Origin of the sequence: Leucobacter weissii, assembly GCF_017565745.1 — a bacterium.
GTDB lineage: Bacteria > Actinomycetota > Actinomycetes > Actinomycetales > Microbacteriaceae > Leucobacter > Leucobacter weissii.
Genome location: NZ_JAGDYM010000016.1, coordinates 1 through 22,066 on the forward strand (window position 1 = coordinate 1; position 22,066 = coordinate 22,066).

Annotated in this window: 20 protein-coding genes; 2 read left to right on the forward strand and 18 right to left on the reverse strand. The window is 71.3% G+C overall.

All coding sequences use genetic code 11. The annotated features are described in order from the left end of the window. From J4H92_RS13450 to J4H92_RS13465, 4 genes are all read right to left on the reverse strand, one after another. Window positions 1-193: hypothetical protein (locus tag J4H92_RS13450; protein WP_208098706.1), on the reverse strand; the 193-nt coding region annotated here is incomplete at its 3' end. 350 nt (window positions 194-543) lie between these two features. Further along, on the reverse strand, window positions 544-813 hold the full coding sequence (locus J4H92_RS13455; RefSeq protein ID WP_243752388.1) for a hypothetical protein: 270 nt from the start codon (window positions 811-813) through the stop codon (window positions 544-546). Window positions 814-965: 152 nt separating this feature from the next. Beyond that, entirely contained in the window at window positions 966-2,276 is a 1,311-nt protein-coding gene (gene hisS, locus J4H92_RS13460; protein WP_208098707.1) for a histidine--tRNA ligase, read from the reverse strand. Between the two features lie 45 nt (window positions 2,277-2,321). Further along, window positions 2,322-3,017: a MazG nucleotide pyrophosphohydrolase domain-containing protein gene (locus J4H92_RS13465; protein WP_208098708.1), complete on the reverse strand. Its 696-nt coding sequence runs from the start codon at window positions 3,015-3,017 to the stop codon at window positions 2,322-2,324. A gap of 37 nt (window positions 3,018-3,054) precedes the next feature. On the opposite strand from J4H92_RS13465, the gene J4H92_RS13470 reads away from it, so the two are divergent. Continuing rightward, window positions 3,055-3,549 carry a basic helix-loop-helix domain-containing protein gene (locus tag J4H92_RS13470; protein WP_208098709.1) on the forward strand — a complete coding sequence of 165 codons (495 nt, stop codon included), beginning with the start codon at window positions 3,055-3,057 and terminating at the stop codon, window positions 3,547-3,549. Window positions 3,550-3,639: 90 nt separating this feature from the next. Here J4H92_RS13470 and mfd read toward each other — a convergent pair whose 3' ends face one another. The 3 genes from mfd to J4H92_RS13485 all read right to left on the reverse strand — a co-directional run bounded on the left by mfd (window position 3,640) and on the right by J4H92_RS13485 (window position 8,668). Beyond that, window positions 3,640-7,398 carry a transcription-repair coupling factor gene (gene mfd, locus J4H92_RS13475; RefSeq protein WP_208098710.1) on the reverse strand — a complete coding sequence of 1,253 codons (3,759 nt, stop codon included), beginning with the start codon at window positions 7,396-7,398 and terminating at the stop codon, window positions 3,640-3,642. Then, window positions 7,395-7,982, reverse strand: coding sequence for an aminoacyl-tRNA hydrolase (gene pth / locus J4H92_RS13480; protein ID WP_208098711.1), 588 nt, complete (start codon window positions 7,980-7,982; stop codon window positions 7,395-7,397). Before pth ends, mfd begins: the two co-directional genes overlap by 4 nt. A gap of 92 nt (window positions 7,983-8,074) precedes the next feature. Further along, entirely contained in the window at window positions 8,075-8,668 is a 594-nt protein-coding gene (locus J4H92_RS13485) for a 50S ribosomal protein L25/general stress protein Ctc (RefSeq protein ID WP_208098712.1), read from the reverse strand. A gap of 228 nt (window positions 8,669-8,896) precedes the next feature. On the opposite strand from J4H92_RS13485, the gene J4H92_RS13490 reads away from it, so the two are divergent. Beyond that, window positions 8,897-9,412 carry a hypothetical protein gene (locus tag J4H92_RS13490; RefSeq protein ID WP_208098713.1) on the forward strand — a complete coding sequence of 172 codons (516 nt, stop codon included), beginning with the start codon at window positions 8,897-8,899 and terminating at the stop codon, window positions 9,410-9,412. Between the two features lie 18 nt (window positions 9,413-9,430). On the opposite strand, the gene J4H92_RS13495 is transcribed toward J4H92_RS13490, so the two are convergent. The 11 genes from J4H92_RS13495 to J4H92_RS13545 form a co-directional block, all read right to left on the reverse strand. Beyond that, a complete protein-coding gene (locus J4H92_RS13495; RefSeq protein ID WP_208098714.1) occupies window positions 9,431-9,817 on the reverse strand; it encodes a rhodanese-like domain-containing protein in 387 nt (128 codons plus the stop codon). 69 nt (window positions 9,818-9,886) lie between these two features. Beyond that, window positions 9,887-10,672, reverse strand: a complete 786-nt coding sequence (locus J4H92_RS13500; RefSeq protein ID WP_208098715.1) for a TSUP family transporter — start codon at window positions 10,670-10,672, stop codon at window positions 9,887-9,889. Window positions 10,673-10,688: 16 nt separating this feature from the next. Then, window positions 10,689-12,122, reverse strand: coding sequence for an MBL fold metallo-hydrolase (locus J4H92_RS13505; RefSeq protein WP_208098716.1), 1,434 nt, complete (start codon window positions 12,120-12,122; stop codon window positions 10,689-10,691). A gap of 55 nt (window positions 12,123-12,177) precedes the next feature. Then, entirely contained in the window at window positions 12,178-12,330 is a 153-nt protein-coding gene (locus J4H92_RS13510) for a hypothetical protein (protein ID WP_208098717.1), read from the reverse strand. A gap of 320 nt (window positions 12,331-12,650) precedes the next feature. Continuing rightward, a complete protein-coding gene (locus tag J4H92_RS13515; protein ID WP_243752389.1) occupies window positions 12,651-13,427 on the reverse strand; it encodes a lytic transglycosylase domain-containing protein in 777 nt (258 codons plus the stop codon). Further along, on the reverse strand, window positions 13,424-16,228 hold the full coding sequence (locus J4H92_RS13520; protein ID WP_208098718.1) for a choice-of-anchor M domain-containing protein: 2,805 nt from the start codon (window positions 16,226-16,228) through the stop codon (window positions 13,424-13,426). Before J4H92_RS13520 ends, J4H92_RS13515 begins: the two co-directional genes overlap by 4 nt. Continuing rightward, window positions 16,225-17,157: an anchored repeat-type ABC transporter permease subunit gene (locus tag J4H92_RS13525; RefSeq protein ID WP_208098719.1), complete on the reverse strand. Its 933-nt coding sequence runs from the start codon at window positions 17,155-17,157 to the stop codon at window positions 16,225-16,227. The genes J4H92_RS13520 and J4H92_RS13525 overlap by 4 nt, the downstream gene beginning before the upstream one ends. Further along, the gene (locus tag J4H92_RS13530) at window positions 17,157-17,903 is read right to left on the reverse strand and encodes an anchored repeat-type ABC transporter ATP-binding subunit (RefSeq protein WP_208098720.1); all 747 of its coding nucleotides are present in this window, start codon (window positions 17,901-17,903) and stop codon (window positions 17,157-17,159) included. Before J4H92_RS13530 ends, J4H92_RS13525 begins: the two co-directional genes overlap by 1 nt. Continuing rightward, on the reverse strand, window positions 17,900-18,976 hold the full coding sequence (locus J4H92_RS13535) for a TIGR03773 family transporter-associated surface protein (RefSeq protein WP_208098721.1): 1,077 nt from the start codon (window positions 18,974-18,976) through the stop codon (window positions 17,900-17,902). Before J4H92_RS13535 ends, J4H92_RS13530 begins: the two co-directional genes overlap by 4 nt. Beyond that, on the reverse strand, window positions 18,973-20,580 hold the full coding sequence (locus J4H92_RS13540) for an anchored repeat ABC transporter, substrate-binding protein (protein ID WP_208098722.1): 1,608 nt from the start codon (window positions 20,578-20,580) through the stop codon (window positions 18,973-18,975). The genes J4H92_RS13535 and J4H92_RS13540 overlap by 4 nt, the downstream gene beginning before the upstream one ends. Next, on the reverse strand, window positions 20,577-22,064 hold the full coding sequence (locus J4H92_RS13545; RefSeq protein WP_208098723.1) for a choice-of-anchor M domain-containing protein: 1,488 nt from the start codon (window positions 22,062-22,064) through the stop codon (window positions 20,577-20,579). The genes J4H92_RS13540 and J4H92_RS13545 overlap by 4 nt, the downstream gene beginning before the upstream one ends. Window positions 22,065-22,066 lie beyond the last annotated feature (2 nt).

Sequence of the window (22,066 nt, forward strand, 5' to 3'; positions counted from 1 at the left end):
GCTTCTTCTTCAACTTCCCCGTCGCCGGACACGCCACCCGCACCGACACCCGACCCTGCGCATCCGCCTGCGACACCGACACCACCCGCACCACCGCAGACGCCGCCTCAGCCGCAACCGGAGCACCCGTCACGACCAGCCCCAGGACCACCGCGAACACCGCCGCGACCGCCCATGGTCGGCGAAGCGGCATCAGTGCGTGCGCACGACGAGATCGGGCACCACCCGCCCCATGAGCCGAATCGCCGCCGCCGGACGCACCGAACCGAGTTCGCATCACCGCTCCCATCGCTCACACCACTCCCGCCACCGGAGCATGCGCGCGTACGCAGAGGCCGAGCGCGACGACACGATCACTATCGACCGGTGCCACGCACATCCGATGAAGGCCAGCTTCAGCTTAATCACATCATCGATACGGCGCAAACGCTTCAGAAGTCCTCGCGCGCCAGCTGCGCCGACGGCTTCCGCCGTCCCAGTCGGGACCGGAGAAAATGCCGAAATCGGGTCGCGCGTGATGGAGCGACCGCGCCGCGCGGCGGGCTACTCCGCGATCCCGAACGTGTGACGCATGAGTGCTGACACGTCACGGTCGAGGTGCTCGAGCTTGACGCCTACGGCGTCGAACCCCGCCTCGAACTTGGCGTCCATCGCTTCGAACTTGGCATCGACAGCCTCGAACTTGGCGTCGACCGCTGTGAAGCCCGCTTTCATGGCGTTCAGGATCAACGTGGTCGTCAGGGTGAAACCACCGAGCATGATGGCGGCGAACACTCCGATGAGCACCCACACCTGCGGTTCCGTCACGGTCATGCTCCCATTCTGCGGCTTCGGCCGCTGAATGACCAGCAACGCTGTGCCACTGTCGCACCTTGCACGGTTGGGAACGTCGAATCGACGGAATCTGTGGAGAACTCGCGAAAACGGACCACCTGTGAGCGGCGAAGTGCCCCTCATCCGGTGGTTCAGGCTTCGAGCGCGCGCAGCTCGAGATCGTCAGCCGAGCGCAGGCCCGCCGGAACACTCGCGAAGCGGGTGAAGCCCTCGGCCGAGACGCGATCCAGCAGCGCCCGCACATTCTTCTGGCGACGCTCCAGGCGCACGCGGTGCCCGCGCGCCACGAGCTCACGCTTCACCGCCGCGAGATCCGCCGGCGACGCGTCGGCATCGTGGATCAGCGCGATCGCCTCCGGGCCGGTGTCGCCCGGCAATTCGATGAGATCCACGACCCGTTCGAAGCCGATCGAGAACCCCACCGCAGGCACCTCGTGGCCGAGGAAGCGCCCCACCATGCCGTCGTAGCGGCCGCCTCCCCCGACGGAGCTGCCCGAGCCGGGGTGCGCGATCTCGAAGATGGTCCCCGTGTAATAGCCCATACCGCGCACGAGCGTCGGATCGAAGCGCAGCGAGACGCCGGCCGGAAGCGCACCGGCGAGCGCCGCCCCCAGCTCGGCGAGACTCTCCGCACCTGCCTCGACGCCCGAGCCGGGCGCCGCCGCCGGGAGCACGGCGCGGATCGCCTCGCGCGTGAGCGGGATGCCGTCGCCCGCCAGCGCCGGCTCGACCCGCGCGAGCACCCCGCCGATGCGCTCTGCCGCGGCGGCATCGATACCGCGGAGCTCGTCGACCACGCCCGCGGCGCCGATCTTGTCGAGCTTGTCGATGGTGATGAGGGCCCGATCGTGCTGCTCCTCGGCGAAACCGCAGTGGCCCAGCAGCCCGAAGAGGATGCGCCGGTCGTTGACGCGGATCGCGCAGCCGTCGAGCCCGAGCTCGGAGAGCGCCTGCGAAGTGGCGGTGATCAGCTCGATCTCCGCGAGCAGGCCGGGCTCGCCGATGATGTCGATGTCGGCCTGCACGAACTGGCGGTAGCGCCCCTTCTGCGGCCGCTCCGCCCGCCAGACCGGGGCGATCTGGATCGCCCGGAACACCGGCGGCAGCTCGGCGCGATGGCTCGCGTAGAAGCGGGTCAGCGGCACCGTGAGATCGAAGCGCAGCCCCAGATCGGCGAGCTGCTCGGCGTTGCCCGCTTCGGCGGCGGCGGCGAGCTGCTCGGGCCGGATGCCGCGCTTCAGGATCGAGAACGAGAGCTTCTCGTTGTCGCCGCCGAGGCCCGCGTGCAGACGCGACCAGTCCTCCACGACGGGCGTCTCGATCTCGTCGAAGCCGTGAGCGCGGTACACTCCGCGGATCACGCCGAGCGCGTGCTCGCGGCGGGCCTTGTCGGCGGGGAGGAAGTCGCGCATCCCGCGCGGCGGATTCACCTGTGCTGCCATGGTCCCCCATTCTTCCACGCCCCGGCACAGGGTCGGGGCGGCGGATCAGGATGGATGGCGCTCGGCGAGGCGCTGCGTGGCCAGACGCAGCGCCCGATCCGGGTCGACGCCCTCGGCGTTGGCCCGGATCACGAGCGCGAGCAGCGCGTCGCCGAGCTCGCGTTCGTCCGACCCGGCCGCTCCCCCGGCGCCGGGCTCCGGAACCGGCGCCCCCGCCCGCCGCAGCCGCTCGACGACCTTGGCCGCCCGCGCGAGCGCGGGCATGCCGACCGGGATCCCGTCGAGTGCGCCGCGCGAGCCGCGCCGCTGCCCGGCCGCGTCCTCCTTCAGCCGCTCCCACTCGGCGTTCAGCTCCTCCACCGACATGTAGCCGCGGTCTCCGAACACATGCGGGTGCCGCCCGATCAGCTTCGCGTTCAGCGCCGCGGCCACCGCCGCGAAATCGTAGCCCTCGCCGTCCCGCTCGGCGATCGCCGCGTGGAAGAGCACCTGGTAGAGCACGTCGCCGAGCTCGCCCGCGACCTCCTCGGGCGGCAGCCCGCGTTCGACCGCGTCGACGAACTCCGCCGTCTCCTCGATGAGATAGGGGACCAGGCTCTCGTGGGTCTGCACGGCGTGCCAGGCGCAGCCCTCCGGCCACACCAGGCGGTGCACGGTGTCGCGCAGCTCGGCGAACGGATCGGCGCCCGCCCGGGGTGTCGACTCGGGCTCGTCGCGGGACGGGTTCGATGGGGCGCTCATACAGGGAACCTTAGCCTGTGATCGCTAGCATCGAGCCATGAGGATCACGCAGACTCCGCCCGCTCGGGCCGGTGGCGCCGTGGCCGCGATCATCCTGATGCTCGTCCTGAGCGCCTGCGCTCCCGAAGCCGATCCGGCCGTCACCACGAACCCCCCGACGATGGCCCCCGAACAGTCCGTCGAAGAGGCCTGCGCCATCTCGCGCGCCGAGATCGAGCGGGTCGCGGGAGAGGCCGAGGAGGACATACGCACGGGCGTCGAGCAGGCCGGGGAGGATCTGCTCGCCGGCAAGACCCCCTCCTTCGATTTCCTCGCGCCGTCCGTCGGCGACGCGCTCGGATCCATCGAGGAGCAGGTGACGAACGATCAGGTGCGCCAGCTGATCGAGGAGCTGCAGGACGCGCTGAGCGGCTTCGCCGAGATCGAGACGCCCGCCACGCTGCTGGAGACCCCGGAGTATCTGGGCGCCCTCAACGAGCAGCTCAAGGTGCTGAGTTCGACGGATCGCGAGTTGCGACTGCTCTGCGAGTAGGGCGTGTCTCCCTTCGACGACCTCAGGGGCCGCTTCGACGAGGGTTCCTGACCGCTTCGACGGACTCTGGACCCGCTCACGGGACGTCCGTCAGTCCTCCAGCAGCGCCGCCAGGACCGCCCCGACCCAGCCGACCGTGTCGGTCTCATCCGCGGCGGAACCCGCGAGCGGACCGCGGGATGCCCGAGACCCGCCCGGCAGCGCCCGCGCGGCGCCCGGCAGAGGCACCTGCAGGGTGTGCGCCTCGGCCGAGTAACGGGCGCCGGGGTAGAGCCGCTCCATCCTGATCCGCCGGGAATCGGGCAGGGCGACCGGTTCGATCCTGAGCGCGGGCCCGGCGGCGACGACCTTCGACAGACCCAGCCGCGCGGCCCGGCGGCGCAGCGCCGAGACCTCGGCGAGGCGCCGCACCTCCTCCGGAGGCGTCCCGTAGCGGTCCGCCAGCTCGTCGAGCACCAGCTCGACCGATTCGTCGGGCGCCTGCGGGTGGGCCGCCGCCGAGAACTTCTGGTATGCCTCGAGCCGCAGCCGCTCGCTCTCGACGTAGTCCTCCGGGATGTGCGCGTCCACCGGCAGCTCGAGCACCAGCTCGCTCGCCCCGGTCTGGCCCTCGCCCTTGAACTCGGCGACCGCCTCGCCGATCATGCGCAGGTAGAGGTCGAAGCCCACCCCGGCGATGTGCCCGGACTGCTCGCCCCCCAGGAGGTTGCCGGCGCCGCGGAGCTCGAGATCCTTCAGCGCCACCTGCATCCCGGACCCCAGCTCGTTGTTCGCCGCGATGGTCTGCAGCCGTTCGTGCGCGTGCTCGGTCAGCGGCTTGTCGGGATCGTAGAGGAAGTAGGCGTAGGCCCGCTCGCGGCTGCGGCCCACGCGACCGCGCAGCTGGTGCAGCTGGCTGAGGCCGTAGCGGTCCGCCGCGTCGATGATGATGGTGTTCGCGTTCGCGATGTCGAGGCCGGTCTCGATGATCGTGGTCGAGACGAGCACGTCGTACTTGCGCTCCCAGAAGTCCACCACGACCTGCTCGAGCTGGTGCTCCCCGAGCTTGCCGTGCGCGACCGCGACCCGCGCCTCCGGCACGAGTTCGGCGATCTGCGCCGCGATGCGTCCGATGGACTGCACGCGGTTGTGGACGAAGAAGACCTGCCCCTCGCGCAGCAGCTCGCGCCGGATCGCCGCCCCGATCTGCCGCTCGCTGCGGGGCCCCACGAAGGTCAGGATCGGGTGCCGGTCCTCGGGCGGGGTGGCGAGGGTCGACATCTCGCGGATCCCGGTCACCGCCATCTCGAGCGTGCGCGGGATCGGCGTCGCGCTCATCGCGAGGATGTCGACGCCCGTCTTCAGCTTCTTCAGCGCGTCCTTGTGCTCGACGCCGAAGCGCTGCTCCTCGTCGATCACGAGCAGCCCCAGATCGTGGTAGCGCACGCCGTCGGCGAGCAGGCGATGCGTGCCGATCACCACGTCGACGGTGCCCGCCGCGAGCCCTTCGATCGTGTCGCGCGCCTCGGCGTCGGTCTGGAACCGGCTGAGCGCGCGGAGCTGCACGGGGAACCCGGCGAAGCGCTCCTGGAAGGTCTCGAGGTGCTGCTTCACGAGCAGGGTCGTCGGCACGAGGATCGCGACCTGCTTGCCGTCCTGCACCGCCTTGAACGCCGCGCGCACCGCGATCTCGGTCTTGCCGAAGCCCACGTCGCCCGAGACGAGGCGATCCATCGGGATCGGCCGCTCCATGTCGCGCTTCACCTCGTCGATGGTGGTCAGCTGATCCCGGGTCTCGGCGTAGGGGAACGCCTCCTCGAGCTCGTGCTGCCACGGCGTGTCCGGCGAGAAGGCGTGGCCCCGGGCCGCCACCCGCGCGGAGTAGAGCTTGACCAGCTCGACGGCGATGTCGCGCACCGCCCGGCGCGCCTTCTTCTTCGCCGCCGCCCAGTCGCCGCCGCCCATCTTCGAGAGGGCCGGGGCCTCGCCCCCGACGTAGCGCGAGAGCTGGTCGAGCTGATCGGTCGGCACGTACAGCTTGTCGCGGGGCATCCCGCGCTTGCTCGACGCGTACTCGAGCACCAGGTACTCCCGCAGCGTCTTGGCCGGTTTCTTGCCGGGCGCGCCGGCCCCGGAGGGCACCATGCGCTGCGTCAGCTCGACGAAACGACCGATGCCGTGCGTCTCGTGCACGACGTAGTCGCCCGCGACGAGCTGCAGCGGATCCACCACGTTCTTGCCGCGGCGCTTCGCCAGCCGGCCCGACGCCTGCTGCCGACTCACGGTGCGCCCGAAGAACTCCGCCTCCGTCGCGAGCAGCAGCTTCGCCTCCGCGCTCTCGAACCCGCTCCACGCCGTCCCCTGGACGAGATGGACGACGCCCGGCTCCAGACGCTCGGGCGGCCGCCCGGCGCCGGCATCCAGCATCTCCGACAGCCGTTCGGAGATGCGCGCGGCCACCCCGGCCTCGGCCAGCACGTCGCGCGCCCGCTCCACCAGGCCGATCCCCTGCGCCGCCACCACGACGCTCCAGTCCTGCCCCAGCCGCTCGCGCAGGTGCCGGATCATGGCCTCCGTCGGCTCCTCGCCGGGGCCGGGCTTCGGGAGGGGCGCGGATCGCACCACGATCTGAGCGTCCGCGATCTGAGCGCCCGCAGTCTGCGCGGTGTCGGCTCCGTCCTCGCCCGCGGCACCGGCCGCATCGGTACCGACCGCATCGGTGCCGACGAGATCGTGGACGAAGCCCGAGACGGTCCACCACGGACGCGCCCCGGCAGCGGCGCGCAGCTCCGAGACCGTCAGCATGCCGTGGTCGTCGTCCAGCGGCGCCTCCGCTCCCGCGCCGGCCGCCGACCAGGCGGCCTCGAGGAACTCGCGGTTGGTCTCCGCGAGGCTCACCGCCCGGCTCGCGATCCGTTCCGGCGAGTCGAGCAGGATCGCGCCGCCCTCCGGCACGAGCGCGGTCAGCGGAAGCAGCCCGGGGACGAGCTGCGGGAGCAGACTCTCCATCCCCTCGACGGGCATGCCCTGGCTCACCTTCTCCAGCATCGGCGCGAACGAGGGGAAGCGCGGCAGGAGCGCCTGCGCGCGCTCGCGCACCTCGTCGGTGAGCAGGAGCTCCCGGGCCGGCCAGAGCGCGATCCGCGGCAGCGGGTCGCCCGCGCTGCGCTGATCGCTGACCGCGAAGCGCCGGATCTGATCGACCTCGTCCCCGAAGAAGTCGATGCGCACCGCCTGATCGGCGGTCGACGGGAACACGTCGAGGATCCCTCCGCGCACCGCGAACTCGCCGCGACGGGTGACCATGTCGACCCGGGTGTAGGCGAACGAGACGAGTCCGCGCACGATGGACTCGAGCCCGTGCTCCTCGCCGGCGCCGACCGTCAGCGGCCTGGCGCTCACGAGCTGCGGGGAGACCGGTTGCAGCGCGGCCCGCACCGAGGCGACGAGGATCGCGGGACGCGCATCCGCGTCCCCGGAGCGCACGTCACGGTCCTCGGGGCGCACGTCACCGTCCCGCAGCAGTCGCAGCGCGTCCGCGCGGCGCCCCACGGTCTCCACGCTGGGGCTCAGACGCTCGTGCGGAAGGGTCTCCCAGGCCGGGAACTCGGCCGTGACCGCTTCGGGCAGCAGCGAGCACAGCGCGGTGCGCAGCGCGTCGGCCTCGCGGCTCGTCGGCGCGATCAGCAACAGCGTTCCCGCACCGGCGGCGCCGCGCGCCGCGGCGGCTCTGCGGCGGAGCAGGCCGGCGATCAGGGCGGGCCTGAGCGCCTCGGGCGCCGCGAGATCAGCGTCGCCGCTCGCCGCGTCGAGGGCGCGGGCGAAGGACGACGACTCGCCGAGCAGACCTTCGAGCCCCGTGAGACTCACCGGGCCGCCTTCCCGTGGAAGCGCTGCTGGGTCGCGAGGAGTCCGTCCTCGACGAGCGCCGTCGCGGCGTCGGCGGCCTCCTCCAGCAGCACTCCGAGCGTCGACCGCTCGACGGAGCCGAAGGGGCGCAGCACGAAATCGGCCGGATCCTGCTGCCCCCGGGGCCGTCCGATCCCGATCCTCACCCGGAGGAAGTCAGGGGTGCCGAGCGCCTTGGCGATGTCGCGCAGGCCGTTGTGCCCGCCGTGCCCGCCGCCGAGCTTCACCTTGAGCGTGTCGAAGGGGAGGTCGAGATCGTCGTGCAGCACGACGATGCGCTCGGCGGGAATGCCGAAGTACTTGGCCAGCGCCGAGACCGGTCCGCCGGAGGTGTTCATGTAGCCGTTCGACTTCGCCAGCAGGAGCTTCGGTCCGCCGGGAACGAGGCGGCCCTCGCCGAGGCGTGCGTTGGTCTTGTGCGGCGCGAAGCGGGCGCCGAGGCGGTCGCCGAGCACGTCGAGCGCGAGTTGACCGACGTTGTGCCGGGTCGTCTCGTACTTGGGCCCGGGGTTGCCGAGGCCCACGATCAGCCAGCCGTCGCCCATCGACTCGCCCTTCTCAGATCGTCTACGCCAGAGCACGGGGGCGCGTCCCGCAGAGACGAGGACTCACGAGACGCACCCGGGGACTCCGGCGCCTACTCCGCAGCGGCTTCCTCGGCCTCGGCCTCGGTCTCCTCGTCATCCGACGCGCCTCGGGGTACGACGACGTTCACCACGAGCGCCTCGGGATCGTCGAGCAGCGTCTCGTCCTTGGCGAGCTCGATCTGGCCCGCGAGGATCTGCGTGCCCTCTTCGAGCCCCTCGACGCTCACCTCGATGTGCTCGGGGATGTTGGTGGCCGGCACGCTCAGGCGCAGCACGTTCAGCTCCTGCAGCGCGTTCGTGCCCGAGAACGACGTGCCCACGACGATGACGGGCACCTCGACCTCGACGGCCTCGCCCTTCTTCACCACGACCAGGTCGACGTGCTCGATGAGCTGCCGCACCGGATCCTTCTGCACGTCCTTCACCAGGACGAGGTGCTTCTTGCCGCCGATCGTCAGCTCGATGAGCGCGTTGGCGTGGCGCACGATCAGGCCGAGGGGGTGGGTCTCGACCGACGCGTGCACGGGGTCGGTGCCGTGCCCGTAGATCACGACCGGGGTGCGGCCGGCGGCGCGCAGCTTGCGGGCCGCTCCCTTGCCGAAACTCTCGCGGACGATTCCGTCGAGCTTGTTGGTGTCGCTCATGTGCTTCTCCTCGCGGGCTCGCGCCCGAACGGGGCGGGGTGGACCCGCCTGCTTGAATGTCTCGCACTCGCCGTGCATGTACGTGCACCGTGGCGCATCAGAAGGCCCGCTCAGAGGCTCACCCGCGTCGATCACGGGCGCTCGCGCGCCCCTCGCCGAAGTACAGCCTATGAGTATACACGGTCGCCCGAGGCTCCTCGCACCGCGGCCGCTTGTAGGCTGGCCGACATGGCCTCCTCTCCGACCTCCGTCCTCTCGCTCTCCCTGGCGGGGATGCTGCTCGCCGCGACAACGGCGGGGTGCACGAGCACCCCCGCCGACGAACCGGCGGAGTCGCCCGCGGCGGAGCTTGCGCGCACCGAGTTCGGCGGCCTGGCTCTGCTCGAACGGGACGGGCACCGGCTGCTGACCGAAGCGGAGGAGCCCCAGGCCGTCATGCAGGCGCTCCACTGGGGCGTGCTCGCGACGAACGACGCCGGCTGCTTCGGTCTCGAAGAGGATGGGAAGTTCGTGGGGATCGCGTTCCCGCACGGGTCCGAACCGGAGGACGGCGCCATCACCTGGCAGGGGGAACGCTTCGTCCTGGGCGATGAACTCGCCATCGGCGGCGGATGGGGCCGATCGGAATCGGACTCCCCGACGCGCGACGCCTTCGACGCCTGCGAATTCTCGTCCGAGGGCGAGGTCTTCTTCGGCCAGGGGGAGATGTCGCGCGGAGAGGAATGGCGCGCGGAGCGTCGGTGAGGTGTCGGGCCACGCCCGTCAGCCGATGATCCCGAGTCGGGTGACGCTCGCCGCCTGCTCCAGCGAGCCCAGATTCGTCAGGTCTGTGAAGCCGGCCTGCTCCATGAGCGCGATGGCCTGCCCGGAGCGATTGCCCGAGCGGCAGTAGACCAGGTATTCCGCGTGCGGATCGAGCGACGGGATCGCCGCGGCGACCTCGCCCGCACTGAAGTCGATCAGACGGGCCCCGTCGAGGTGGCCGGCCGCGTACTCCTCCGGAGTGCGCACGTCGAGGACGATGGCATCGGCATGGAGGTCGAGGCTCTCCGTCCCGTCCTCGGAGGACGACGTCGGCGCTGCTGCGCAGGCGGTGAGCCCCAGCAGCAGCGCGACGGCGGAGATGGGGAAGATGAGTGAACGGGGCATGAGCGGTCCTTTCGCGGGGTGTTCGGGAGTTGCGGGGCAAGGGTCATCGTGCCCTGGGCGTTCGGGCGATCATCCGGCGGTACCTGGCGCGATCAGGGGCGGGACCTCCTGCACCAGGACGAAGACGCCCATGAGCAGCACGAACACGCCGAAGCTCGTACGCAGCGCGCGCTCGGGCAGGCGTCCGGCGAGCGCCGCTCCGAGGAAGGATCCGGCGATCGCGGTCGCCGTGAAGGCCAGCACGGGCGCCCAGTCGAGACGCACCGAGAAGAGGTAGCCGCCGAGCCCGGCGGCGGACTTCATCGCGATCACGAGCAGGGAGGTGCCGACGGCGATCGCCATCGGCAGGCCGCCGAGCAGGTTGAGCGCGGGAACGATCAGGAAGCCGCCGCCGGCGCCGACCAGACCGGTCGCGATGCCGACGAGAGAACCGTCGATGAGGATGCGTGCGAGCGGCAGGGATCGCGCCTCCTCTCCGTCGGCCGTGCCGCCGCGCCGCCCGCGGATCATGGCGACCGCCGTGACGATCATCATCGCGGCGAAGATGATCAGGAGCACCGCGCCGGGGATGAGCCCCCCGAGCAGGCCGCCGGCGAAGGCGCCGACCATGCCCGCGAGACCGAAGAGGGCGCCCGTCCTCCACCGCACCCGCCCGGCTCCGGCGTGGGCGATCATGGCGACCGCACTCGTCGCGCCGACGACGAAGAGCGACGCGGCGACCGCCTCGCGCGCCCCCATCCCGAGCACGTAGACCAGGATCGGGACGGTGAGGATCGATCCCCCGCCGCCGAGGAGTCCGAGCGACACCCCGACCAGCGCGGCGAGTGCGAGCGCGAGGACGAGTTGGGATTCCACTCGGGCTCCCTCGGGCTCAGGCGGTGACCGGCGTAGTGCTGGGAAGCGCCGCCCAGGCCGAGTAGCCGCCCTCGAGCTCTGCGACGTCGTAGCCGCGGCGGCGCAGCGCGCTGGCGGCCACGCAGTTCCTCACGCCGCTCTGGCAGTAGCTGACGATGGTGCCGCTGTCCGGCTCGGGAAGCCGATCGAGGTTCCAGAGCAGGCGGCCGCCGGAGAGCTGCTCGGCCCCCGGGAGGTGCCCCTCGGCGTGCTCGGTGCGGTTGCGCACGTCGAGCAGCAGCACCGGCTCGACGCCGTCGAGATCCTCCGGTTCCACGAGCTTCGGGCGGACGAGCTCGAGGCCCGTCAGGGAGGTGGTGAAACCCCGCACCGTGTCGATCCCGACCCGGACCAGATGGTCGCGCATCTCTTCCGCATCCCCCCGGGAGGCGGCCAGCAGCACGAGCGGTCGCTGCTCCCGCTCGGGATCGTAGACCCACGCGCCGTAGCTGGCGGCCTTCGCGACACCGGGGATGTTGAGCGAACGCGCCGCGGTGCCCGCGTGCACCTCGCCGTGCTGCCGCGTATCGATGAGGATCGCGCGATCGGCGGCGAGTTCGGTGGAGAGCTCCTCCGGGCCGTACTCGACGAGCCGGGGCGCCTCGCCGATGACCGCCGGGCCGAGCTTGTTCTGCGCCTTCATGCGAGCGAAGTAGGCGTGGGCGTCGGGCTGGCCGCTCAGCAGCTCGTCGACGAAGCCCTGCTCGTCCCCGTCGCGCAGGTAACCCGCCCACCACGCGAAGTTGCGCTCGTAGCCGACCGTGGTCGCGGGGACGGCGCCGAGCGCCTTGCCGCAGGCGGAGCCGGAGCCGTGGGCGGGGAGCACCTGCACGTAGTCGGGCAGCGTGAGGAAGCGGTCGCGCAGACTGGCGAACAGATCCTTCGCGCCTGCGAAGCGCGTGTCGACGAAGCCCGCCGCCTCGTCGAGCAGGTCGGGGCGGCCGAGATCGCCGACGAACACGAAGTCGCCGGTGAGCATGAAGCCGGGTTCGCTCGACTGGGCGCCATCGGTGACGAGGAACGAGAGGTGCTCAGGGGTGTGACCGGGCGTGTGCACCGCCTCGACCGCGATGTTGCCGAGTTCGATGCGGTGCCCGTGCGTCATGCGGACGGCGCCGCCCGAACCCTCGACGTCGAACTCGGGGCCGTACGTCCAGTCGGGGCCGCCCTCGTCCGAGACGTAGATGCGCGCACCGGTCCTCGCGGCGAGTTCGCGCGTGCCCGAGAGGTAGTCGGCGTGGATGTGGGTCTCGGTGACGGCGACGATAGTCATATCGTGCTTGGCCGCCAGGTCGAGGTAGACGCCGAGGTCGCGGCGGGGATCGACGACGACGACCTCGCCCGTCGCCTGGCAGCCGATGAAATAGCTCGCCTGGGCGAGATCCTCGTCGTAGATGCGTTCGAGCAGCATAGCGGCGCGTCTCCTTTTCGTCTCAACGACCGAAGAGCCGGGAGAAGAACCCGCCCTACTCGGTTTTCGCCCGGTCGATCTGAGCCGGGGAATGCTTGCCGTTGCACCACTCGGCGGCGGGAACGCTCATCTTGACCATGTCGACATGCTGGCCGCAGCCCGCCCAGGTGGTCTTGCCGCAGGTGCGGCACCTCACAGCTCGGCACATCGTGACGCTCCTTTCGTGCGAAGTCGATGCCATGGATACTCCATTGGGTATCTTCACCGACGACAACACTATACCCCAGGGGGTATCAAAAATGTCAAGTCGCCTCGTCGACTCGGGCGCACCGGGGCGGCCGCCCCTGAGACTCTCGACGCTCGAGGAAGTCCCGCAACGCGTCGACACCACCCCTGCGATGCGCGATCCAGCCCCTCCCCGCCTCCCGCTCACGCAGCAGGTCCGGGGAGTTCAGCCAGCTCGCGAGGATCCCCGGCGCCGATGCACGAGGAATCTCGGCACGGCGGAGCTCGCGCAGCGCCGACGGGCTATCCGGCGAGCTGAGCGTAGTGGTTCGCGGCGTCCGCGACGCGGTTGTTGTACTCGATCGTGTTGTTGTAGGCCGCGATCGCGGCGATCCAGTTGTCCGGCTGCCGCAGATCGCCGCCGACGCTGCACAGGTAGCGCCCGGCCGCGTAGGCGGCGTCATCGATGTCCTGGGGATCCGCGATCCCGTCGCCGTCGCCGTCGCTCGCCCACAGCTCCCAGGTCGACGGGATGAACTGCATCGGACCGACCGCGCGGTCCCAGACCTCGTCGCCGTCGAGCTCGCCGCCGTCGGTGTCGGGAATCGCGTCGGTGCGGGTGCCGTCGAGGGCGATGCCGCGAATCGGAGGATCCGCCCGCCCGTTCTCGGCGAGCTCGCCGCCGAAGATGGTGCCGTGCTCGGATTCCACGTGACCGATGCCGGCCAGGGTGTTCCATCCGAGGCCGCACTCCGGCTGCTCCACCCCGATCCGGCTCGCGGCCTGGCCGTAGGCCTCGAGGGCCCGCTCGCCGATGCCGGTGCGCTCGGCGATGCGGGCCACCCAGGCCGGATCGATCCGACGCTCCGGGGCGACCGGATCCTCGTCGCCGTCGGTCTCGGCGGAGCGGGGTTCGCCCGACCCGTCCGGCTCTCCCGGCACGCTCACCTGTGTCACGGCCGTGGGCTGCGGCTCGGAGACTCCGCCCCGACCGCCGAACACCAGCGCGAGCACGATCGCCGAGACGCCGAGCACCATGGCCCCGATCGATGCGCCGAGCAGCCAGCGCGTCCCTCTCATGCCATCGAGCCTACCGTCGGCGGCCCCGCGCCGAGACGGCGCACCCACCAGACCGTGACGCCGGCGATGCCGCCGAGCACGAGCAGGCCGCCGCCGACGATCCCCGCGACGAGCTCGGGGCCGGCCTCCCCCCTCAGCAGCGCTTCGAGCGGCGCCGCACCGCCTCCCGGACCGGATCCGAAGGGATCTGAGGGCCCGGCGGGCAGCGCGGTCCCGCTCTCGGCCTGCTCGCGCGCCCGCTTGCGGTTCTCCGCCTGCTCGGCGGAGATCGCAGCGGCGGTCGCCCGGCGCTCGGCCCGGTTCACCTCCGCGCCCTCGGCGGCGGCGGTCGGCACGATCGTGCAGAAGGTGTCCCCCAGCGGCGCATCGCCCACCTGGAACACGTACGTGTGCGTGGCGGTGGTGAGGGACTTCCCGTTCTTCGGGTTCTTCGCGACCGCGTTCACGGTGAGCGTGTAGATGCCCTTCTTCGGGAACACCCACTGGGCGTGCGTGTGTGCCGGAGTCCGCTCGCGAAGCGTGCCGGGCAGCGTGAAGCTCTTGTTCGTGAGCAGCGGCTTCCATCCGCCGAACGACTCCTGCGTGTAGATGTAGACCTTGGCGGGGCCGTCCACGCTCCGCACGTGGATCGAGACGTCCGAGTAGCCGCTGATGGTCGTGCGGTTGGTGTCCCAGCCGGGCCACAGCAGCGACTGATCCTGGGTGAGCGGCAGCACGTAGCCGGAGGGGGAGCCCGGCACGCCGGCGGGAATGCGGGGGTTGTACGCGGCCTCCTTCACCTTGAGCAGCACCGACTCCGCCTCGCGGATCACCTGGCTGCCGGTGACGTCCTCCTTCACCTGCAGCACGGCCCTGCCGTTCGCCGCGGAGACGTTGAAGGCGTCGACGTGCCCCCGATCGAGGGTGACGGCCGGCGGGGTGCACACCCGCGTATAGCTTCTCGAACCGCGCGTGACGACGGTCGTCGTCGTGGTCCGGCCCGGCTTCGAGCCGGCCTTCTTCGCGCTCTTCTTCGACGGCTTCTTCTTGCCCGTGCTCGGTGACTTCGGCACCGTTCCGGCGGACGACGGCGATCCCACGATCAGCCGGTCCCAGCCGAGGAGCGCTCCGTCGCGGTCCTTCAGCGCGAGCCGGTAGGTGCCGGTCGCGGTCCCCTTCGCGATCGGCACCGTGAAGGATCCGTCCAGATCGGTGTGCACCCAGCCGAGCCACTTCCGCGAAGAGGTCGACTGAGCGTGCAGCCAGACCGAGACCCAGTCGCCCCGCGACGGCGCCCCCCGCAGCTGAGCCGTGGCCGTCTCCCCCGCGACGAGGGTCTTCGCGGCCGTGAGGATCCGTACGCCGCTCCCCGCGACGACGGCGTCGAGCGCGCTCGTCGCGGGCGCTCGCGCGTCGTCGGCGGCGGGGCGGGGGGCCGCATCGCCGCCGACCAGGATCGGAAGCTCCTCCGACGCGGAGGCGCGGTGCGTGTTGGAGATCGCCGGCACGAACTCCGCGACGATCCTCCGCTGCCCGGACGGCAGAGCGGAGGTGCGGAGCGCGGCCGTCCCGTCGACCACCGGGGCGTGCCCGAGCACCACGTTGCGGCTCGCATCCCGGAACTGGACGGCGCCGACGTCGTCCGGCAGGGCCGCACCGGCCTGCCGGACCGACGCGGTCAGGGTGACGGGATCCCCGGCCTCCGGGGTGACGTCGTCGGCTTCGAACGAGGTCGCGGTCGGCAGGTCGAGACCGCCCACCGCGAAGGTGTAGGTGTTCTCCGCGGTCTGCTTCTTGGGATTCTTGCCGCTCGAGGTCGTGACGGTCGCCTCGGCCTCGAAGGTGAGACGGTAGATTCCGGGCGCGGTGAAGGCCCAGTTCATGTGGGTGTGCTGCGGCACGCCCGTGCTCCACGCGGAGAGGCTGCTGCTCGAACTGAAGGTGCGCCTGACATCGCCCAGTTCGGTGAGGAAGAGCTCCACCTTGCCGGGGCCTTCGGCCTTGACGAGGCGGATCCTCACGGCGTCGCCCTTCGCGCGGCCGCGCAGGTTCGGATCCTCGGTGCTGAATCCGGGCCAGATGACGCGCGGGTTCTGGATCTGCGGTGCGAGCCACAACTCGTCGCCGGCCGCACCGAGGAAACGGTAGGCCGAGCCCGAGGGCACCGTGGTGCGGCCCGCGTCGCTGAGGTGGAACACGAGGCCCTGCGTCGCGAAGCGCTTGCCGATCACCCCGTCCACGTCGGCCTTGCTCTGCAGATTCAGTTTGCCGCCATCGAGGTAGACGGAGACGGTGTCGGTGTGCACGTTCGCGATGGCGCGCCTCGTCTGGCTCGACGGCGCCGGAAGCCGCGACTGGCCGGGGAGCGCGCTCGCGGCCGCGGAGGTCTTCTGGGATTGCGCGGCCCGGGCGCGCTCTGGCCCGGGCTGCGACTGCGTCTGCGACTCGGCCGCGGCTCGTGCCCCGTCCGTCTCCGGCGCGACGGCTTCCGCGTCGTCGGCGACGGGTTCCGCGGGGCGCGGATCGAGCTCCTCCGGCTCCGGCGCGGGGGCCGGCTCGGCCGATGCCGGATCCGCTCCGGCGTCGGGAGCGGGCTCCGCCTCGCCGCCGCCGTCCTCGTTCCCCGTCTCGGCGACGCTTTCTTCGCTCGCCGTCCCGGCGGCGCCGATCTCGCTCGTCGTCTCGAGCGCGACCGGGTCCGGCGCATCGGCCAGCGCCGGCGACGCGCCGCCCACGGGACCGATCGCGATGCAGAGCGCGCCGATCGCGGCCAGCAGGCGCGGGATCCGGCGGCGGGAGGCCGCGCGGTGCGTGTCGTTCATCGCTTCGCTCCGTTCACCGGGACGGCCTCGAGGCCGATGCCGTCCGCATCGTCCTCCCCCTCGATCGGCGCCGCTCGGCGCCGCAGCAGCTTCGCGAGCACGCCGTGTCTCGGCGCGAACAGCCAGGCGAGCAGGAAGACGGCCGTGGCCACCAGCACGATCGTGCCGCCGGCGGGCAGATCCAGGCTCCACGAGATGTAGAGGCCGAGGAACGCCGACCCGGCGCCGATGATCGGGGAGAGCAGCATCATCACTCCGAGCCGATCGGTGAGCACCCGCGCCGCCGCGGCGGGCGTGATGAGCAGCGCGAGCACGAGGATGTTGCCGATGGTCTGGATCGAGATGACGATCGCGATCGCGACCATCACGTAGAGCGCCAGGTCGAGCGCGAAGACCGGCAGGCCGACGGAGCGGGCCATCTCGCGGTCGAGGGTGACCGCGACGAACTCCTTGTGCAGCAGGAAGACCACGAGCATCAGGATCGCGCCGGTGATCGCGACGGTGACGACGTCCTCGTCCGGGATGCCGGTGATCGATCCGAAGAGGAACTGCTGCAGCGAGCCCGAGTAGCCGGGCGCCTGGGCGATGATGACGATGCCGAGGGCGAAGGCGGCGACGAAGAAGACGCCGATGACGCTGTCCTCCTTGATCCGCCGGTTCTGCGAGAACACGGCGACGAGGATCGCGGTGAGCACTCCGGCGACGGCTCCGCCGAGCACGAGGTTGCCCGAGACGACGAAGGCGACCGCGAGCCCCGGGAAGACCGCGTGGGCGACGGCGTCGCCGATGAACGCCATGCCGCGGAGCACGACGTAGGTGCCGATCACGCCGCAGACGAGGCTCGACATCATGGCGACGAGCAGCGCCTTGGGGAGGAACCGCAGATCGGGGTTCAGCAGATCGGTGAAGAAGTCGACGGGCGAGAGCATCAGGCGGCCACTCCCAGCACCCGCAGCACGGGGTTGTCGGCCCGCACGCCGAAGGCCCGCATCCAGACCTCGGCGTCCTGCAGCTCCGCGGGCGGGGCGTCCGCGATCACCGTGCGGTTGATCAGGCACAGACGGGAGCACTGGTGCATGGCGCCCGAGAGATCGTGCGTGCTCATCAGCACGGCCCGCCCCTCGGCGGCGAGCCCGTCGAAGAGCTCGAGCAGCAGTTCCTGGGTCGGCATGTCGAGGCCGGTGAAGGGCTCGTCGAGCAGCAGCAGGCTCGGGCGCAGGGCGAGGGCGCGCGCGACGAGCACCCGCTGCCGCTGCCCGCCCGAGAGCTCGCCGACCGGGCGCTCCGCGAGATGATCCATGCGCACGCGGGCGAGCGACTCGGCGACCGCCTCGTAGTGCCGCTGTCTCGGCCGGCGCAGCCAGCCGATGCTGCGCACCAGGCCAGTCATGACCGTGTCCTCGACCGTGATCGGGAAGTCCCAGGCGAACTCGTGCCGCTGGGGGACGTAGCCGACGCGCGACCGCATCCTCCCGACGGGCTCGCCCTCGATCTCGACCCGGCCCGATTCCGTCCGGATGACGCCGAGGATCGCCCGCAGCAGCGTGGTCTTGCCCGCGCCGTTCGGTCCGATCAGCCCCACGAGCTCCCCGGCGTCGACGGAGAGGCCCACCTCGCGCAGCACGCGCCGCCCGCCGAGCCGCACGGAGACGCCCTCCGCCCGCAGCACGCTCATTCGCCGGCCTCCGAGCGCCGCCCGTCGGCCTCGGGCAGACGCTCGACGGGCGCGGGTCCCGCCGCAGCGGCGCCATTGGCGGCGGCGCGAGCAGCGCGAGCGCGTGCCTTGGCGCGGCGCCCGGCGGCGATCACGACGACGACGGCCACCACGATCGCGAGGGCGATGACGCCCGCGACCACCCCGATGATCAGCCCGAGCCCGCCGGACCGATCGCTCTCGGCGGCGGCCGGCGCCTCATCCCCCGGCGCGTCGGCGGATGCGCCCGGCTCCTCGCCCTCGTAGACGGCGGCGAACGCCGCCTCGGGGTCGGTCTCGTCGCCCACGGCGAAGCGCAGGGTGTCGGTCGCCGAGACCTCGGTGCCGTCGATCAGCTCGCCCGCGAACTCGATCTGGACGAGGTAGACGCCCGGCTCGCTGAAGACCCAGTTGGCGTGGGTGTGGGTGTTCACCTCGATCCAGGACTCCTGCGGGAACGCCTCGCGCGTCGACCACAGCGGCTGCGGCTCGCCGAAGTTGCCGCTCTGCAGGAACACCGAGACCTCGCCCGGGCCCTCCACGCCGTGGATCCGCAGGGTGGTGCCCAGGTTCAACCGGTCGAGCACGTTCGGCTCCTGGGTGTTCCATCCGGTCCAGATCACGCCCGGCTCGCGCACCTGCGGGATCACCCAGGCCTCGCTGCCGGGTGCGAGGCCGAGGAAGGCGTAGGCGTCGTCATCGGGGATGGTGAGCTTGGACGTGTCGCTCACCTGGGCGACCACGTCCTCGGGCATGCGCCAGTACCGCGGCACGGAGGTGTCGTCGTGGATCTGGACGATCCACTCCCCCGTGTTCAGCGTCGGCCCGAAGTCGATGTGCCCGTCGTCGAGCACGACCCGCCCGGAGCCCTGCTCCTGATCGGGATCGATGATCTGCGTGAGCTCGTCGTCGGGGGCGTTCTCCTCGGCCGTGGCGGACGCGAGCGGCGGCCCCAGCAGCAGGATCGCGGCCGCGATCAGCGCCGCCAGGGCGTTCAGCGCATTCCGGGCGCTCCGCGATGCTCGCGTCGACCTGCTCATCGGCGACAGGGTCATTGCCTCTCCTCGTGTTCGTCTGCGGGCGGGGCGTCCGCCCCCGCTCCGCCCAGGCAGTCGCGCACCGACCGCGCGTTGAATCGCATCATCTCGATATAGCTCGTCACGTCCTCGCTGAAGGCGTCGCCGTAGATGGTGCACACGGCGATCCCCTGCTCCTTCGCCACCTCGACGAGCGTGGAGGAGCGCGCGGCGAGATTCGGTTCGAGGAACACGGCCGGCACGTGCAGGTTCCGGATCGTCTCGGTCAGGCGCTTCCGCTCGGCCAGCGACGGCTCGATGGACGGGTTCGAGGTGACGAAACCGGAGATGTCGAGGTCGTAGGCGCGCGCCAGATAGCCGTAGGCGTCGTGGGTCGTGACGAGCGTGCGCCGCGCGCGCGGCACCTCCGAGATCGTGTCGCGAACCTCGGCGTCGAGCGCCTCCAGCTCGGCGAGGTACGCGACCGTGTTGGCGCGGTACTCCCCCGCCCCTGCGGGATCGACCTCGATCAGCGTGTCGCGGATGATCTCCGCGTACGACATCGCGTTGCCGACGTTCTGCCACAGGTGCGGATCGATCTCACCGTGCACGTGCTTGCCCAGCACGGCCTGGGCCAGCTGGTGCACCTGCTCGCCGGGGCGGCCCAGGAACCGGTAGGCGGGATCGCCGGGGATCTCGTGCAGCGCCTTGTTCGGCACCTCCACCACCAGCTCGTCGGGATCGAGGATCTCCTGGTGGACGTCGGCGGTGCCGTGCTCGTGGTCCACGATCACGCGGAAGGCCTGCTCGTCGAGATCGAGCGCGATATCCGAGTGGCCCGCGTTCAGCACCGTCGCCTCCTCCTTGCCGGGGGCGGTGTACGGGTCCACGCCGACGGCGAAGGTGACGGTGGTCGTCGCGATCGGGATGGGCCGCTGATCCGAGGCGACCTGGAGCTTGCCCTGCAGGTCGAGGGTGTAGTAGCCGGGCTCGGTGAAGGCCCAGCTCAGGTGGGTGTGGGTGTCCGGCGGGATGGTCACCGAGTCGTCCGTGAAACCGGAGGCGGCGTCGAAGCCGTCCGACGAGTCGAAGTAGCGCTCGATGTCGCCGAAGCTGCCCGTCAGGTAGGCGATCAGCTCGCCCGGTCCCTCCGCGCCCGTGGCGGAGAGGATGACGTCGGAGCTGCGGGTCGCCTCGTACTGCTCGCCGGCCCCGCGCACGCGCAGGCCCAGCCACACCGTGTCGAGGGACACGTCCTCGACCAGCGGGATGATGTCCGCGGCGTACTTGACCGCGTCCTCCGCGAGCGCCACGTTCGGCACGCCGGTGCGCAGGTTGGTGTCGAGCGCCTTGATGAGGCTCTGCTCCTCGAGCATCAGATAGTTGGAGAAGGCCGCGTCGGCGTAGACGATGGAGCGCACGTCGCGCAGCGACGGCTCGTAGCTGTGCGGATCGCCGCCCTCGGGCACGAGCGAGACCACGTCGGCTCGGTCCCCGGCGACGTTCCGCGCGAGGTCGGCGATGATCCCGGTCGTGGTGATCACGCTCGGCCGATCGGCGTCTGCGACCGCCGGCTGCGCGGCGCAGCCGGCGAGCAGCGACGATGCGGCGACCAGCGCCAGGGAGGCCGCCCGGGTCCTCATCTGATCCTTTTCGGCGAACTGGTTCTGGCTGCGGTCGTGTAGCCGGCCTTCTTGCCGGTCATCTTGACAGTGATCCGCGTGCCGCGGTACTTCTTCGCGACCCGGTAGCTGCTCTTGGTCGCCTTCGGGATCGCCTTGCCGTTCGCGGCCCAGCGGTAGGAGAGCTTCACGCCCCGCGGCTTCCAGGATCCCGTCCGCGCCGTGAGCGTTCGTCCCGCCTTGGCCGTCCCCGAGATCCTCGGCCTCGGCGCGGTCAGCTTGCCCCGCTTCGCCGTCTTCGCCGCGCTCGTCGCGCTGACGCTCGGAGTGCCGCTCAGCGCTCCGGTCACGCGCACGCTGATCCGCTTGCCCGCATCGGCCGCCGCCGGGGTGTAGCTCGATCCGGTGGCTTTCGGGATGGCCGCTCCGTTCCGCAGCCACCGGTAGCCGAGCTTCACGCCCGACGGCTGCCAGGATCCCGGCCTCGCGGTGAGCTTCTTGCCGACCTGCGCGGTGCCCGAGATCGTCGGCGTGCCCGCCGTGATCCCGCAGACCCCGCCCTCGCCCGCGATCTCGACCTCCGACGACCGCGCGATCTCGGTCCCGGCATCGCCGATGAGGCGAGCCGTGATCGCTCCACCGATGTAGGGGGACGCGTCCCCCACCGCGAGCACGGGGCCGTTCTGCCCCGCGATGCGCACCGGCGCGGCGTCCGAGCCGCACTGGGCGTACCACTCGTAGCCACCGCCTCTGATGGCGGAGTCGGTCGAGGCCTGAAGCTGCAGAGGATCGCCGGGCGCGTACCCGCTCTGCGCACCGTCGACGGCGACCCCCGGACCCACCACGAAGGTGTATTTCGCGGTGTTGCTGCTCGTCGTCCTGCCCTCGCCCGCGACATCGGCCCGCACCGTGAGCTCGTAGACGCCGGGCTCCGTGAACGCCCAGGCGGCGTGGGTGTGCGCGGGGTAGGGCTGGAGGATCCTGCCGGAGGGCGTCAGCTCGAAGCCCCCGCCGTCCAGCAGCGAGACGGGATCCCCCCAGGAATCGCTCGTCCAGAGCCAGACCTCTCCCGGCCCGTCGACGGCGGTGACGGCGAACTCGGCGGAGGCATCCGCCCCGTAGGCGGGGACGAGCGCGTTCGTGTCCCACCCCGGCCAGATCAGATTCTGATTCTGGCCCAGCGGCAGCCGGTAGACGGTTCTCGGCATCCCCTCGGGCACGAGCGCCGTGTCGGAGAACGTGGTGAGCGCGGTCTGCTTCACCACGAGGTCGACGGATTCGGGTTCGCGCAGCACGTGGTATCCGGTGGCATCCTCCTTTAGCGCGAGGGTGACCGACTCGTCGGAGCCGAGCAGCAGGTTGAAGGCGTCGATGTGCCCGATCTCCAGCGAGATCGGATCGTTCAGGGCCGCATCCGCCGCCTGCGCCGCGGGTGGCGCGAGCAGCGTCCCCGCCAGCGCCAGGGCGACGCAGGCTCCCAGGCTCCTTCGGGTTGCGAGTCTCATGG

Bases quoted from the DNA above. Each gene is read 5' to 3' on its own strand.
- J4H92_RS13455 (WP_243752388.1), bottom strand. From the start codon at position 813: ATGACCGTGACGGAACCGCAGGTGTGGGTGCTCATCGGAGTGTTCGCC.
- hisS (WP_208098707.1), bottom strand. From the start codon at position 2,276: ATGGCAGCACAGGTGAATCCGCCGCGCGGGATGCGCGACTTCCTCCCC.
- J4H92_RS13465 (WP_208098708.1), bottom strand. From the start codon at position 3,017: ATGAGCGCCCCATCGAACCCGTCCCGCGACGAGCCCGAGTCGACACCC.
- J4H92_RS13470 (WP_208098709.1), top strand. From the start codon at position 3,055: ATGAGGATCACGCAGACTCCGCCCGCTCGGGCCGGTGGCGCCGTGGCC.
- pth (WP_208098711.1), bottom strand. From the start codon at position 7,982: ATGGGCGACGGCTGGCTGATCGTGGGCCTCGGCAACCCCGGGCCCAAG.
- J4H92_RS13485 (WP_208098712.1), bottom strand. From the start codon at position 8,668: ATGAGCGACACCAACAAGCTCGACGGAATCGTCCGCGAGAGTTTCGGC.
- J4H92_RS13490 (WP_208098713.1), top strand. From the start codon at position 8,897: ATGGCCTCCTCTCCGACCTCCGTCCTCTCGCTCTCCCTGGCGGGGATG.
- J4H92_RS13495 (WP_208098714.1), bottom strand. From the start codon at position 9,817: ATGCCCCGTTCACTCATCTTCCCCATCTCCGCCGTCGCGCTGCTGCTG.
- J4H92_RS13505 (WP_208098716.1), bottom strand. From the start codon at position 12,122: ATGCTGCTCGAACGCATCTACGACGAGGATCTCGCCCAGGCGAGCTAT.
- J4H92_RS13510 (WP_208098717.1), bottom strand. From the start codon at position 12,330: ATGTGCCGAGCTGTGAGGTGCCGCACCTGCGGCAAGACCACCTGGGCG.
- J4H92_RS13515 (WP_243752389.1), bottom strand. From the start codon at position 13,427: ATGAGAGGGACGCGCTGGCTGCTCGGCGCATCGATCGGGGCCATGGTG.
- J4H92_RS13520 (WP_208098718.1), bottom strand. From the start codon at position 16,228: ATGAACGACACGCACCGCGCGGCCTCCCGCCGCCGGATCCCGCGCCTG.
- J4H92_RS13525 (WP_208098719.1), bottom strand. From the start codon at position 17,157: ATGCTCTCGCCCGTCGACTTCTTCACCGATCTGCTGAACCCCGATCTG.
- J4H92_RS13530 (WP_208098720.1), bottom strand. From the start codon at position 17,903: ATGAGCGTGCTGCGGGCGGAGGGCGTCTCCGTGCGGCTCGGCGGGCGG.
- J4H92_RS13535 (WP_208098721.1), bottom strand. From the start codon at position 18,976: ATGACCCTGTCGCCGATGAGCAGGTCGACGCGAGCATCGCGGAGCGCC.
- J4H92_RS13540 (WP_208098722.1), bottom strand. From the start codon at position 20,580: ATGAGGACCCGGGCGGCCTCCCTGGCGCTGGTCGCCGCATCGTCGCTG.
- J4H92_RS13545 (WP_208098723.1), bottom strand. From the start codon at position 22,064: ATGAGACTCGCAACCCGAAGGAGCCTGGGAGCCTGCGTCGCCCTGGCG.